Raw genomic sequence first — 13,463 nt, 5'->3', positions numbered from 1 at the left:
GCGGTGGATAAGCTCAAATAAAGTCGGACGCTTTCGAATTAAGCCAGTCTTGCCAGCAGTTCAGCCGAACTCAAATTCTCACGCGTGCCATCGCTTCGGCGCTTGAGTTCAACCTTGCCTTCCGCGAGGCCCTTCGGGCCGACGAGGATTTGCCAGGGGATGCCGATCAAATCGGCCGCGGCAAATTTCGCACCCGCACGCTGGTCGGTATCGTCGTAAAGCACTTCGACGCCTTTGGCGGTCAACTCCCGGTAAAGCGCTTCGCAGGCACCGTCCGTATCCGCTGAGCCCTGCTTCAAGTTCAAGATCGCCGCCTTGAACGGCGCCACGGCTTCCGGCCATTTGATGCCGGCCTCGTCGTGACAAGCCTCGATGATGGCGCCGAGTAGTCTCGAAACGCCGACACCATAGGAGCCGCCGTGAATGGCGACCTCGGCACCGTCGGGGCCTGCGACAAAGGCCTTCATCGGCTCGGAATATTTGGTGCCGAAATAGAAGATCTGGCCGACCTCGATGCCCCTGGTGTGCACCCGCTTCTCGGCCGAGACTTCGCGCTCGAACCGCGCGGCGTCATGGACGTCTTCGGTCGCCGCATAGACCGATGTCCATTGCTGGATGATCGGGGTCAGATCGGCGTCATAGTCGACATCTTCGCCGGGCACCGGAAGATCGAGCACGTCGCGGTCGCAATAGACGCCGGACTCGCCGGTCTCCGCCAGCACGATGAATTCGTGGCTGAGGTCGCCGCCGATCGGGCCGGTCTCGGCACGCATCGGGATCGCCTTCAACCCCATGCGCGCAAAGGTGCGCAAGTAAGCCACGAACATCCGGTTATAGGCCCGCCGCGCACCGGCCTCATCGAGATCGAATGAATAGGCATCCTTCATCAGGAATTCGCGTCCGCGCATCACGCCAAAACGTGGCCGCTGCTCGTCACGAAACTTCCACTGGATGTGATAGAGGTTGAGCGGCAGGCTTCGGTACGACTTGATGTAAGCGCGGAAAATCTCGGTGATCATTTCCTCGTTGGTCGGCCCGTACAGCAACTCGCGCTTGTGCCGGTCGGCGATGCGCAGCATCTCGGGGCCGTAAGCATCGTAGCGGCCGCTCTCGCGCCAGAGATCGGCGAGTTGCAAGGTCGGCATCAACAGCTCAAGCGCGCCGGCGCGATTTTGCTCCTCGCGCACGATCTGCTCGACCTTCTTCAGCACCCGCAAGCCGAGCGGCAACCAGGCGTAGATGCCGGCGGCTTCCTGTCGGATCATCCCGGCACGCAGCATCAAACGATGCGACACGATCTCCGCTTCTTTTGGATTCTCCTTGAGGATGGGAAGAAAGAAACGCGACAGTCGCATGGCTACACCAGAAAGAATCGGCGAAAATAAAGGGCGTTCGGCAGTGAAAGCGGATCAGGCGCCAAAACACAAGAGAAAGCGTTAGAAAAACCCGCTAAGCATCCAGACTAGCAGCGATTTTACCGAAGTCAGGCTCCAATCCCGGTGGTTGCCCCTGCGCTTGCCCGAGAAAACGAAAGAATCACAATCATCTATGGCGATGCCACGTCAAAATCGTCTTCCAGCGTAATTTTGCGGAAGTCGGTAACCAGCGCCTCGATGCGCATGTGCCAACGGCCCGGATAGGGAATTGGCACGTCAGCTACGCGCCAATAGCCGTCGGCGCCAAGTGTGGCCGCGCGTTGCAAGGGCTCGATACCGCGCTCGGGCTGGCTCAAGATCAGTGTCGTTTCTTTTGCTGTGAGCGGGCTCGCATCGCCCTCCATCAGTTGCAGGACGAAGCTGTCTCTTCCGACCTTGCCGGGCGAAATCAGAACCTGAAACATCGCGGCGTCCGTATGGATATGAATTGCCAACGGCTTGACGGCGGCCTTCACCAGCGCCCGCGGCGGCGGCGTCAGGCGCCAGCCGGCAACCACCGCCAGAATTCCCACAGCCACGATACATTCCAGAATAATCGATCGAACCAAGGCCTTCGTGTCGAGGGGATTGAAGGCAAGCCGCGGCGTCAGGCGCAAACGGTTCAGCGCCGCGAGGCCAAGCAGGCCCGCGACCAGCACGAGTTTGATCGACAGGATCAGCCCATACCTGGTCTCGATCAGCGCACGAACGTTTACCAATTGTACGAATGCCAAGGCCAGCCCTGTCAACGCGATGGCCGCTACGACGGGCACCGCGATGCGCGAAAACCGGTTCAAAATGACGAGTAGCGGAGCGGTCGGCCGCTTCGCCATCGAAGCCAACGGCGAGAGTGCTCCAACCCAGAAGGCAACGCCTACGCCGTGCAAGAACACCATCGGCTTGGTCAGCCATTGCGGTGACGCCGTACTGGCGTGTCCGCTGACCGCCAGCGCGGTCCCGACGCCCAAGATTGCGGCGGCAGATAACGCGCGCTTGGTCTCGCCCGCCACATTGAGCAGCGACGTCATCGCCAAAGCCATCGCGACGATGGCGATCAGCAAGGACGTCACCAGACTCGTGCTCGCGGCGGCTTGCCACGGCGCGGAGGACAGAATGTCAGCTGGGGCAAGACCCAACAAATCGAGACCTTGAAGACCCCAGGCGGCCATAGCACTCGCAGAGCCTGTCGCTAGGGACGCCACGATCTGCCGCCGAGCGGAACTTGTACGTGAAATCCACGCGCCAAAAAACGCGCCGCCAACGCCGGCGAATAACCCGACGTAAACGCCTAGGCGTGCCAGCCAGATCAGCGCATCCAGCACGGGCGCCCGATCGGCCGGCCGGACGACCTTGTTGGCGGACATGCCGAGTGAAAATACCAGCGACCCTCCGACCGGATGTCCGTCCGCGGAGACCACGCGATAGCTGACGACTTGCGTGCCGCGCGGCAAATCATTCGGCAAACCGATTTCAATCGTATCGTCATGCGCGCTGACCGACACATCATCACGCGTTTTGCCCTCGCCATCGATCAGCCTGATCGAGGCAGGCGCTATGGGCTCGTTGAACCGCAGGCGCACCGTCTTCGGAGCCTGCGACATCATGCTGCCGTCGCTAGGCTCGGTCGAAATCAGCGACGCGTGTCCGAAAGCGCCGGTGGCAAAGCCGAGAACCGACAACAGGGTCGCAAAGCCCGCAATCAGGCGCACATTCAAGCCGATCAGGGTTTTGCGATCAGCTTGACACCGGGCGCCGGCGACTTGGCGCCATGCCCATGTTCCGCCTCGCCTTCTGCGGGAATATCGATCCAGCGGCTGACCCCCTGCTCGCATTCCTGCACGGTCGGAAAATACAGCACCGTGTCGGGTTTGAGATTGGCCGTGAGGTATGTGCTGACAACGAACTCGTCGTAATTGTCGTCCGGCAACTTGCCGCCGCTCCAGACCACTTCCTTGGCACCTTCGGAAACTTTGGCACCATGGAAATCGTAGGGCACGGCATATTTTCCCTTCACGACCTCGACGTTCCAGCCGGGCTTTGGCATCGGCTTCACATCGATCACGCCGTCAGGAATTTGAACGCGGAGCTTGGTCGTCGTCGAACCGGCGCAGCCGTGCGGCACCGCGAACACCGCCTTGTACCACGTCCCGATCGTGGCCTGACGGCCTTCAAGGGTGACATGGGCATAAGACGGCGTTGCGATCAACAACACCGCCGCGAGCATCAAACCTGATGATTTCACTGTCATCGTTGCCTCACATCTTCATGCCGGGTGACATCTTCATCATGCCGTCGCCGCTACCCGGTCCCTGGGCGCCGATACCTTGCACGTCAAGCGTGACCGCCACCTTGCCCGCCTTCTCGAACTCAAGCGTAACCGGCACCTTGCCGCCTTGCTTCAGCGGGCTTTTCAGATCCATGATCATCAGGTGATAGCCGTTCGGCGCGAGCTTGACCGTCTTGCCGGGGTCGATGGTGAGACCTCCGTCGACGGGACGCATTTTCATGACGCCGTTGTTCATCGACATCTCGTGCACCTCGATCTTGTCGGACACCTCGCCGCTCACGCCGACCAGTTTGTCGGCCGTCGTCCCCTTGTTCTCGATGGTGAAGTAGCCCGTGCCGATCTTGGCGCCGTTCGGCGTGGCGCGACTCCAGGCCTGCGAGATCACGAGATCGCCGGCCTTGACCTCTTCGGCGCGAGCCGATGCGCCTGCAATGCAAGCGGCCAGCGCTATGCAAAACGACGTTACGATCATTCTTCTCATGAAATGCTCCTTGCTTGGATTGCCGCTACCTAAAACGTGTATTTCGACGCCAGCACATAGGTTCTGCCGGGGAACGGATGGAACAGGAAATACTGCTGGTTGAGCAGATTATCGATCCCGAAGTCGAACGAGAAATTCTTCGTCGCGTTGTAATGGATCTTCATATCGACGACGGTGAAGTAGTCGAACGCTCCGAACACGTGGGAAACGATATCGGTGTTATCCAGCGTCGAAAACTGCTTGCCGCTGTAACGCACAGCCACCGTATAGGCCCAAAAGTCGTCGGGCCGATAGGTGAAGCCCAGCTTGGCCCGCCAGTCCGGGACGTTGGGGACCTGCTTGCCGACTGCGGTATCGGGAATGCCCGTCAGCGGATTGCTGCCGGCATAGGTGGGATCTGACAGGATTCGGGAATCGACGTAGGTGACGCTGCCGAAAATTTGCAGGCCGGTGATGAAGACGTTGTTCTTATCCGCTGACAAATCAACGCCTCGAAACCGGATCAGATCGACGTTTCCGATCGTCGTGGTGGGCACCTGCGCGCCGTTCACCGGATTGGTGGCCAGGTTGGTCTGCGAAATGATCGCGTTGTGGACCAGTTCGTCAAAGAGCGTGAGCCTGACCTTTCCGTCATTCCAGTGGCGTTCGATATTGAGTTCGCCGTTGAGATCCTGCTCAGGTGTCAAAAACGGATTGGCAACGGTCGCCACGCCGCCAACGCTGATGTTCTGATAGAGCTCGGCCACCGTCGGATATCGATAGGCCTGGCCGAAGTTGGCGGTGATGTTCCACTCCTTGTTCGGGTCGTAAGAGAGCGATGCTTTCGGCGAAAAATTCGTCGACTGCAAGCCCGGCTGGTTCGTCGCGACGGAGCTCGTAATTGTCGTGCCCGCTGCATTCGTGGTTGTATTTAGATTGAAGCCGTTGATCGCCTCCCAAGCCTCGAAACGCCCTCCCAGCGTGAGTTTCAAATTGGGCTGGATCTTCCATGCATCCTGCACCCAGATCGCACCGGTATGGGTTTCGCCCTCGCCATCAGAGTAAAGCTGTCCAGTGCCGGTCGATGACGTCTGAAACGTGTTCGCGGAGGCAAAAACCGGATTTTCCAGTTGATAGCGATCGCCGTGTAAACCGAAACTGATCTCCTGCGGACCGTCATAACCGAACGGACGCCAGATACCCTTGGCGTCCGCGTTCTGCCAGTTGGTGCCATCGTTCCGGGTGATCTTGCCGTTCTGGGAGAAGCCGACGCCCGTTGAGGCGACCGTGAACGGATTGAGCATGATGTCCTGGAGATAGTTATAGGTCGACGCGGACAAGTCGAAATCGAACACGCCCTTGGTGTCGCTCTTGAGCGATACCGCGTTGCTCATATGCGTCTGGTCCCAGACGTATCTATTGCTGGCGAAGCTGGATACACCGCCAAAGGTCGGTTGTCCCGTAACCGTCGAGGTCAGATAGGTTTGCGGGTTGGAAACCTGGTGGTTGTTCCAAATGCCCCACGAGTACGTTGCCTGGACCATCGCATTGAGGTCGTAGGCCAGCCGGACATTCTCCGACGTCTGTTGCGAGTGGGCCAGCGCGCCGGTCCCGACCACGTCGGCCGGCAAGCCCTGCTTGTTGAGCGCGATAATGGTCCCGGTCGTGTTGGCCGGAGGTGTGGCGTTCGTTGTATAGGTCAGCGGCTGCTGATAGCTGTCGAGATAGTTGGCGCTGATCAGCCATGACACCGCGCCGTTACGGTTTCCCGCAGCCGCGCTGGTTTGGCTCGTTACATAGGTATCCTTGGTGCCGTACTGGTTCCACGGCATCACGGAGACGGTTTCCTTGGCAACCGCAAAGGGCTTGTCCGGCATCTTAGAGGTGACCAGGAGCACGCCGCCGATGGAATTTCCGGGATAGGCGGCCGCGAAGGGGCCATCGAGGAAGTCGATCCGCTGGATCGCCTCGGGCGAGATCAGGTTCCAATGTGGCGAACCGTTGGTATTGTTGTTGGCAATCAGCGCCGAAACAAGGATGTCGTCGTAGTAGATCAGCGTGCGCGCGCTTGAGCTGAGGCCCCAGTCGCGCGTCGCGAGTACCGCCTGGTTGTCGCCGTCGTTACGTTTGCGCACAAATAGATCCGGCAAATATTTGACCGCATCCTCAGGGTCCTTGAGGTTGATCGTCTCGTCGATCTGCTTGGAGGTGATGCTGTAGGATTCCTGCGGCAACTGGAATCGCGCCACGACCGGCGGCGTTCCGTAGGATGCATTCACGCCGCCGCCGTCGATACCTGGAGAGACGGCAGGCTTGGGCGGCTGCTCTGCCGCGACAGCCGGCTTGGGCGCGCGGCGCCGTTCCACCACGACGCGTTCACCCGGCTTTTTGGCAGGGCGCTTGGCGACGGCCTTGGGCGGTGCCTGCACCGTCACCGGCGGCAAGGTGCTATCGTTGCTCTGGGCGTAAGCCGTATTGAACGGGGCAAGCAACGCGATTTTCATAGCGATCGCGCTTGCGCCACAGAGGGCACATACCTTCGACATCTGATATTCCTGACATACCGGCTCTCACGGCCGGCCAGAACGACGCACAGGGCGGCGCGAAACGCAGCACCGCTTCTTCAAGGGAATCGCAGTCAGGAAATGGAAGGTGGCGCGCGCGCTTTGGCGTTGGAGCCGGTGCTAGATTCCAACAGTTGCGAAGCATAATCCCGCCAGACGATGGTGCTGGAGGCGCGATATGCAGCGATGAGGCCGGCTGGTTCGGGTGTGCTGCCCGGCGTGGCGCTGGCGCCGAAACCGCAGCAGAGCACGCAGCTCGCATCATGGCTCCGATGCTGGCCGCCCTGGTTGCTTCCATTAGCAGACGGGTCGCTCTGATGACAGATTTCCGCCGCAGCTAGCGGATCGGAAACAGCCGACGCAAAGGCCCAGCTCGCGCCGATCGGTGCAAGAAGCTGCACCATCAGCGCGATCATGAAGATCGGGAAATATCCTTTAAGCCGCCGCATCCTCAAAACCCGTTCGGGCCTTTTAATCACCAAATGAACCGCAAGTCGAGTTCGAGTCGCTTACGCCGTGAAATGGTTCAAGGAGATCAACCTTACGCGCGGTCCGTTTATTCCCGAGCCGACCTGATTTTTGCGATCTCGGCCCAGCCGTTGCATGATTGAACCGAAGCCGTACCGACACCGATCTGCGCCTATTGGAGATTTCATTGAAGTCGTCAACGTTGCTTGCTGCGGCCGTGCTGCTGCTTGGCCTCTCTCCCGCCCGGTCCGAAACGCCGGAGCAATGGATCGAACTCGGTGCAAGGGTGCACGGCGCCTTCGGCGCTTTCATCCCGGTTGGAATTCGCATCGGTCTCGATGCCAAGGAGCGGCTCAAGGCGGACCCGCGGGGTCTTGCCGTCACCTATTACAACGGCGAGAAGCCGCCCTGCCCCTGCGTGGCTGACGGCGTGATGATTGCAACCCAGGCCAGCCCCGGGCAGGGAACGCTTCAGATGGCCTTGGAGAAAGCGCCGCCCGGCATCATGGCTGCGATCGTCATCCGGAATCGCAAAACCGGGGAAGGCCTGAGATACAGCATCGCCGACGATCGGCTCCCGATCATCCTGGGCTGGAACAAGCTCGACCCGGCGGCGAGGTTTGAAGCGGCCATGGCCGCCGAGCATCTCTTCCAATCCGAACCAGCACCCTAGACGCACTGGCCCGGCCATCCGATAGACTACCAATATACCTCCATTTAGGTTTTAAATGCCGAAATTCCATTCATTTCACAACATGCTGTAATTTTGAACAATCGTTGCCGAAATGGGTGACATGTCACGAATTTTGGTCTACGAATCCGACCCTCAGATTGATCGTGAGGTCGTCTGGTGGTCCAAGTCTCGGGAGGAGCCCTGGCGCGCACAAGCAGCGTCGCCCCGTCAATCAAGACCAATCACTGATACGGGAAAATAGGGTCGACACAATTTTTGGAGCAGGACTGTCAAAGTCCTGCTCCTTTTTTACTTGGCGCTCTTCCTCGCATTTTCCATCTACCGGAAAATTTCGAACGGGATCACTCGCGCTCGAGAAAGTTCGATCCGATATTGGCCTTCTTCTTGATCGGATCGAAATCGCAAAAAACGCCGTCGGCAAACAGCGTGTAACTTGCGACCATGTTGTACTTGTCGAGCTTGACCGAGTTCAGACCAATCACGCGCGTCGTGGTGCCGCCGTTCCATTTGAACGGGGTGCTGCTCGACGATTTTTCGCAAGCCGCAACCGCTTCGGCAAATACGTAGCCTTCGGTAAATGTTTTTACCGTCTGAAGCTGGTTGTTAATTCTGAAGTTCAAATACAGAGCAACCGCAACACCGGCGATCGTGAGCGGCAAAAGCCCGGCAATGATCCGCTGAAACCACATCGTATTCCCCCAATGTCCCAAAAGCGGCTGGTAACTGATCGTCAGAACGGCATGCCCATCATCTTCGACAGCCGTTCGACGCTCAAATAACCCTCGTAATAAGCTGCCATGCCGACCCCATAGATCACAGCCGACAATAGCGTGGTCCAGATCAGCTTGCGGCCCATCCGCGTCGCGACCGGCGCGCCCGGATCGGTGCCGGGACTACCCGCGCCGTCTTCGTGCTGGCTGCGCACGCCGAACGGCAGCGTCAAAAACAGCACGACCCACCACAGGACGAAGTAGATCGCGAAGCCGGTTGAGATGGTATAGGCCATGCTAGTGGTCCGATTCTAACATTCGCATCCCTTCTCAGCGGCCACTTTTGCGAATGTTAGAATCAAAGGGACCACGAGCAAATATCAGTTTCTAGTGGAGTTCTGGATTTGACATTCGCCTAACGAACTCGCGGCTAGTGGGCTGGCGAATGTCAAATCCACTCCAACAGGGTCAGGCCTGCTCGATTTCGACAAGCGCGCCGGAAAAGTCCTTCGGATGCAGGAAGAGCACGCGCTTGCCGTGGGCCCCGATCTTGGGAACGCCGTCGCCGAGCACCCGCGCGCCTTCCCTGATCAGACGATCGCGCGCCGCAATGATGTCAGGCACGTCGTAGCAGATGTGATGAATGCCGCCGTCCGCATTACGCTCCAGGAATTTGGCAATCGGGGAAGCTTCCCCCAGCGGCTGAATGAATTCGATCTTGGTGTTGGGCAAGGTGACAAAGACGGTGATGACGCCGTGCTCGGGCAACGGCACCGCGGCCGATACCTCGGCACCAAATGCCGCGCCATAGATTTTGGCAGCCTTCTCGGCGTCCTTAACCGCGATAGCTACATGATTAAGCCGGCCGAGCATGGCGTTCTCCTTCCTTCCTTATAGCTTGGAGACGCAGCGTCCGCAAAAGCCTTGGTCTCTAGCCTGCCGACGATTTCGCAGAATCAAACCGTCAACACGTGAACAAAGCACAGGGGCTTCTTGCCCCAGTGCTCGTTCACCGAAGCGCGCACGGCCCGGCGCACCGATTCCGCCAGCGCGTCCGGGTCGCGGCGCCGCGCACGCGGCAAGCCCTCGACCGTCGAGACCACGATATCGAACACGATATCGTCGATGGCTTCTCCGGCCACGTTCTTTTCCGGGACTCCGATCAGCTCGATCTCGGGGTCGTCGGCGAGTTCGCCCTTCTCATCCATCGCCAGCGCCACAAAGGCACAGCCGGCAAAGCCGAGCCGCCGCCGTTCCACGACGGCCCGAGACTTGGAATCCTCCAGAATGTTGCCGTCCTTGTAGAGTCGGCCCGACGGCAGTTCCTCGATGATGCCGGCCTCGCCCGGTCCCAGCTTGACGAGGTCGCCGTTACGGCAAATCAGCACCTTCGGGACACCAGCAGCCCGCGCCAGTTTGGCGTGCTCGAACAGATGCAATGCTTCGCCATGCACGGGAATCAGCAGTGGCGGGCGGACCCAGCCGATCATGTCGCGCAATTCGTCGCGGCGCGGATGGCCCGACACATGCACGAGATGGGTTCGATCGGTAATGACCTCAATCCCCTGTCTGATCAGGCCGTTGATGATCGATCCCACCGCCTTCTCGTTGCCGGGAATCGTGCGCGAGGAAAAAATCACGCAGTCGCCTTTGTTGAGCGTCACCTGCGGATGGTCGTCATTGGCAATACGCGCAAGCGCTGCGCGCGGTTCGCCCTGACTTCCGGTACACAGCGCCAGCACCTTGTCCGGCGGGAAATGGCCGTAAAGCTCGGCGCTGCGGAAGTTCTGCACGCCATCGAGATAGCCGGTTTCGCGGGCGACCTGCACGACGCGCTCCATCGCGCGTCCGACCACCACCACCTCGCGTCCTGACAGCCGCGCGGCATCCGCAACCGCACGTAACCGTGCCACGTTCGACGCAAACGTCGTCACCGCGACCCGGCCTCGGGCCGCCTTCACCAGCTCAGTGACGGTTTTTGCGACTTCGGTCTCCGACGGCGAACGGCCGTCCCGTACGGCATTGGTGGAATCGCCGATCAGGGCCATCACACCGGCGTCGCCCAGTTCCCGTAACCGCCGCTCATCGGTCGGCGGACCGACCACCGGCGTTGGGTCGAGCTTCCAGTCCCCGGTATGCAGCGCGGTTCCCACGGAAGTATGGATCGCCAGCGCATGCGATTCCGGAATCGAGTGCGCCACCGGAATGAACTCGACTCCGAAGGGGCCGAGTTCGATCCGGCTGCCCGACGGCACGATCGTGACCGGGATCTTCGGCGGATTGCGCTCGGCCGCGCACTTGGCCTCGAACAATGCGGCCGAGAATTTCGTCGCATAGATCGGGCATTTCAGCCGGGGCCAAAGATCGATGATGGCACCGAAATGGTCCTCATGGGCATGCGTCAGCACGAGCCCGACCAGATTTTTCCGTTCCTTCACCAGAAAACTGATGTCGGGCATGATGGTGTCGATGCCCGGCAGGTGTTCTTCGTCGCCGAAGGAAACGCCGAGATCAATCGCAAGCCACGCCCTCTGCCGGCGATTGCCGAAGCCATAGATCGACAGGTTCATGCCGATCTCGCCAACGCCGCCGAGCGGGGCAAAGGTAAGTTCGTCCGGCTGCGCCATCAATCTGCCCTCGCGGTCGCCGCAGCGCCAAAATGCACATCGCCCGCAGAAATCAGGACTCTATCGCCGGTGGACGTTCTCAAAATCATGCAGCCCGTGTCATCGATGGTGTCGAAGATGCCTGACACGGTGACGTGCCCGGTGTGAACCGCTACAGGCTGTCCGAGTCCTACCGCGAGCGCCAGCCAGCGCCGCCGGATTTCTCCGAACCCTCTGCCATTATCCCAGATGCCGCGACATTCGGCCCAGCTGTCGGACAAGGCGGTAAAAAGCTGCTCCGCACCGATCTCAAGGCCGAGCGCCGCAAGCGAGGTTGCGGGCACAGGCGTCCCCTCGGGCGCGGCGACGATATTGGTCCCCATGCCGACCACCACCGCAAGGCCCCCACCCGAGAGGGTCTCCGCTTCCAGAAGGATGCCGGAAAGCTTTGCCTCGCCCGCCAGGACATCGTTGGGCCATTTCAGGGAAAAGCCGACCGACACTGGGCCGGCCACCGCCCGAAGCGCTGCCTCCAGCGCTAGGCCCGCCGCGAAGCCGAGCGTGGCTGCTGTCGCCGGCGCGACGTCTAAGGTTTCAAGAACGCTGCTGGCCAAATTACCCCGAGGCGCAATCCACGGCCGCTGTCGCCGTCCCCGGCCCGCGGTCTGCTCTGTCGTGACAAACCACATCGGCCCACGCTCGCCGGCGCGCGCCCGTTCCATTGCTTGCGAATTCGTCGAGCCAGTCTGATCGAAGCTTTCGAACCGGTAGCCGGCCGATGTGGCTCGTGGACCGAGCGTGAATGCCATCTAGAATAAAGATTTGGCCGCGACCGTCGCCATGCTCACCAACGGTCCGGGATAAACAAAGAAAAAGATGTTGAAGAGACCGGCAACCGCGAGCACCGCGCGCAATTCCACGCGCACCGGATCAAGCTCCGTCAGCGGTTCGTCGAAATACATCACCTTGACAATCGAAAGGTAGTAATAGGCGCCGATCACGCTGGTCAGCACGCCAATCACCGACAGCGTGAACAGACCGGCCTTGATCGCCGCGACGAACACATAGAATTTGCCGAAGAAACCTGCAAGCGGTGGTACACCAGCCAGCGAAAACAGCAGCATTGCAAAGAAAAACGCGAGCAGCGGATTGGTGCGGGAGAGGCCAGCAAAATCGCTGATCTTCTCGACGTGCTGGCCGTTGCGCTTCATCGCCAGGATCACGGTGAAAGTGCCGAGCGTCATCGCCACATAGATCGCGACATAGACCAGCACGCCTTGCGCGCCTTCGGCCGTGCCGGCGGCGAGACCGACCAGCGCAAAGCCCATGTGGCCGATCGAGGAATAGGCCATCAGGCGCTTGATGTTGGTCTGACCAATCGCCGCGAACGATCCCAGCGCCATCGAGGCGATCGAAACGAACACCACGATCTGCTGCCACTGCGGCATGATCCCGGGGAATGCCGTCAGCGCCACGCGGGTGAAAACCGCCATCGCAGCGACCTTCGGGGCTGACGCGAAGAACGCCGTGACCGGCGTCGGCGCGCCCTCATAGACGTCGGGCGTCCACATGTGGAACGGCACCGCCGAAACCTTGAAGCAAAGTCCGGCGAGCAGGAACACGATGCCGAACACGATGCCGAGGCTGCCGGTTTTGGCGGCGGCCGAAATGCCGGCAAAGCTGACGGTGCCGGTGAAGCCATAGATCAGGGAAGCGCCGTAGAGCAGCATGCCCGAAGAGAGCGCTCCCAGCACGAAATACTTCAGACCCGCTTCGGTCGATTTGATGTCGTCGCGGTTGCTGGCGGCCACCACGTAGAGCGCAAGGCTCATCAGCTCAAGGCCGAGATAGAGCATGATCAGATCGCCGGCCGAGATCAATATCATCATGCCGAGCGTCGAAAGCAGGACCAGAATGGCATATTCGAAGATACGCCGGGACGGATCGGTCAGAAACTCCGTGGAGAGAATGAGCGTGGCGCCCGACCCAATCAGCGCAACAATCTTCAGAAAACGTGCGAAGTCGTCGACGATAAAGCTGCCGTTGAAGGTCACGAGCTTCCCGGCCGGCAGCGTCAGCTCCAGCACGCCAGCGACCACGAGGAGGACAAGCGCGAGGATGACAATCAGGCCGGTCGTTCGCACACCCTGGTAGGCCCCGACCATCAATAGCGCCATGGCGCCCACCGCCAGAACGATCTCCGGCAGGACGGGCAGCAATTGATAACCAGCGCTCTCGAAGCTCATGGCACGTTGTCCA

At 60.1% G+C, this 13,463-nt stretch carries 13 protein-coding genes; 1 reads left to right on the top strand and 12 read right to left on the bottom strand.

All coding sequences use genetic code 11. The features are described 5' to 3' along the window. Positions 1 to 38 precede the first annotated feature (38 nt). The 6 genes from proS to ABSE61_RS16360 all read right to left on the bottom strand — a co-directional run bounded on the left by proS (position 39) and on the right by ABSE61_RS16360 (position 7,142). Complete coding sequence (gene proS, locus ABSE61_RS16385) at positions 39 to 1,355, bottom strand: proline--tRNA ligase (protein ID WP_423872169.1); 1,317 nt, start codon at positions 1,353 to 1,355, stop codon at positions 39 to 41. Positions 1,356 to 1,546: 191 nt separating this feature from the next. Continuing rightward, positions 1,547 to 3,124, bottom strand: coding sequence for a copper resistance CopC/CopD family protein (locus ABSE61_RS16380; RefSeq protein WP_423872168.1), 1,578 nt, complete (start codon positions 3,122 to 3,124; stop codon positions 1,547 to 1,549). An 11-nt stretch (positions 3,125 to 3,135) separates the two neighbouring features. Then, positions 3,136 to 3,663 carry a YcnI family copper-binding membrane protein gene (locus tag ABSE61_RS16375; protein WP_423872167.1) on the bottom strand — a complete coding sequence of 176 codons (528 nt, stop codon included), beginning with the start codon at positions 3,661 to 3,663 and terminating at the stop codon, positions 3,136 to 3,138. A 7-nt stretch (positions 3,664 to 3,670) separates the two neighbouring features. Further along, positions 3,671 to 4,183 carry a copper chaperone PCu(A)C gene (locus tag ABSE61_RS16370; protein ID WP_423872166.1) on the bottom strand — a complete coding sequence of 171 codons (513 nt, stop codon included), beginning with the start codon at positions 4,181 to 4,183 and terminating at the stop codon, positions 3,671 to 3,673. A 29-nt stretch (positions 4,184 to 4,212) separates the two neighbouring features. Beyond that, a complete protein-coding gene (locus ABSE61_RS16365; RefSeq protein ID WP_423872165.1) occupies positions 4,213 to 6,708 on the bottom strand; it encodes a TonB-dependent receptor in 2,496 nt (831 codons plus the stop codon). 92 nt (positions 6,709 to 6,800) lie between these two features. After that, positions 6,801 to 7,142, bottom strand: a complete 342-nt coding sequence (locus tag ABSE61_RS16360; RefSeq protein ID WP_423872164.1) for a DUF2946 family protein — start codon at positions 7,140 to 7,142, stop codon at positions 6,801 to 6,803. A gap of 239 nt (positions 7,143 to 7,381) precedes the next feature. Here ABSE61_RS16360 and ABSE61_RS16355 point away from each other — a divergent pair, with 239 nt between their 5' ends. Then, a complete protein-coding gene (locus ABSE61_RS16355; RefSeq protein ID WP_423872163.1) occupies positions 7,382 to 7,867 on the top strand; it encodes a formylmethanofuran dehydrogenase subunit E family protein in 486 nt (161 codons plus the stop codon). 362 nt (positions 7,868 to 8,229) lie between these two features. Here the strand turns inward: ABSE61_RS16355 and ABSE61_RS16350 are convergent, their stop codons facing one another. From ABSE61_RS16350 to nuoN, 6 genes are all read right to left on the bottom strand, one after another. Further along, positions 8,230 to 8,577 carry a hypothetical protein gene (locus tag ABSE61_RS16350; protein ID WP_423872162.1) on the bottom strand — a complete coding sequence of 116 codons (348 nt, stop codon included), beginning with the start codon at positions 8,575 to 8,577 and terminating at the stop codon, positions 8,230 to 8,232. Positions 8,578 to 8,618: 41 nt separating this feature from the next. Further along, entirely contained in the window at positions 8,619 to 8,894 is a 276-nt protein-coding gene (locus ABSE61_RS16345; protein WP_423872161.1) for a DUF1467 family protein, read from the bottom strand. A 172-nt stretch (positions 8,895 to 9,066) separates the two neighbouring features. After that, positions 9,067 to 9,471, bottom strand: coding sequence for a methylmalonyl-CoA epimerase (mce, locus tag ABSE61_RS16340; RefSeq protein WP_423872160.1), 405 nt, complete (start codon positions 9,469 to 9,471; stop codon positions 9,067 to 9,069). Positions 9,472 to 9,554: 83 nt separating this feature from the next. Next, positions 9,555 to 11,225, bottom strand: a complete 1,671-nt coding sequence (locus tag ABSE61_RS16335; protein WP_423872159.1) for a ribonuclease J — start codon at positions 11,223 to 11,225, stop codon at positions 9,555 to 9,557. Beyond that, a complete protein-coding gene (locus tag ABSE61_RS16330; protein ID WP_423872158.1) occupies positions 11,225 to 12,013 on the bottom strand; it encodes a biotin--[acetyl-CoA-carboxylase] ligase in 789 nt (262 codons plus the stop codon). Before ABSE61_RS16330 ends, ABSE61_RS16335 begins: the two co-directional genes overlap by 1 nt. After that, positions 12,014 to 13,450, bottom strand: a complete 1,437-nt coding sequence (nuoN, locus tag ABSE61_RS16325) for an NADH-quinone oxidoreductase subunit NuoN (protein WP_423872157.1) — start codon at positions 13,448 to 13,450, stop codon at positions 12,014 to 12,016. Between the last annotated feature and the right edge of the window lie 13 nt (positions 13,451 to 13,463).

Origin of the sequence: Bradyrhizobium sp. (assembly GCF_049519115.1) — a bacterium.
In the GTDB taxonomy this organism is placed as follows: Bacteria; Pseudomonadota; Alphaproteobacteria; order Rhizobiales; family Xanthobacteraceae; genus Bradyrhizobium.
The sequence above is the reverse complement of the archived record's forward strand: the minus strand, read 5'-3'. Positions and strand labels throughout refer to the sequence as shown.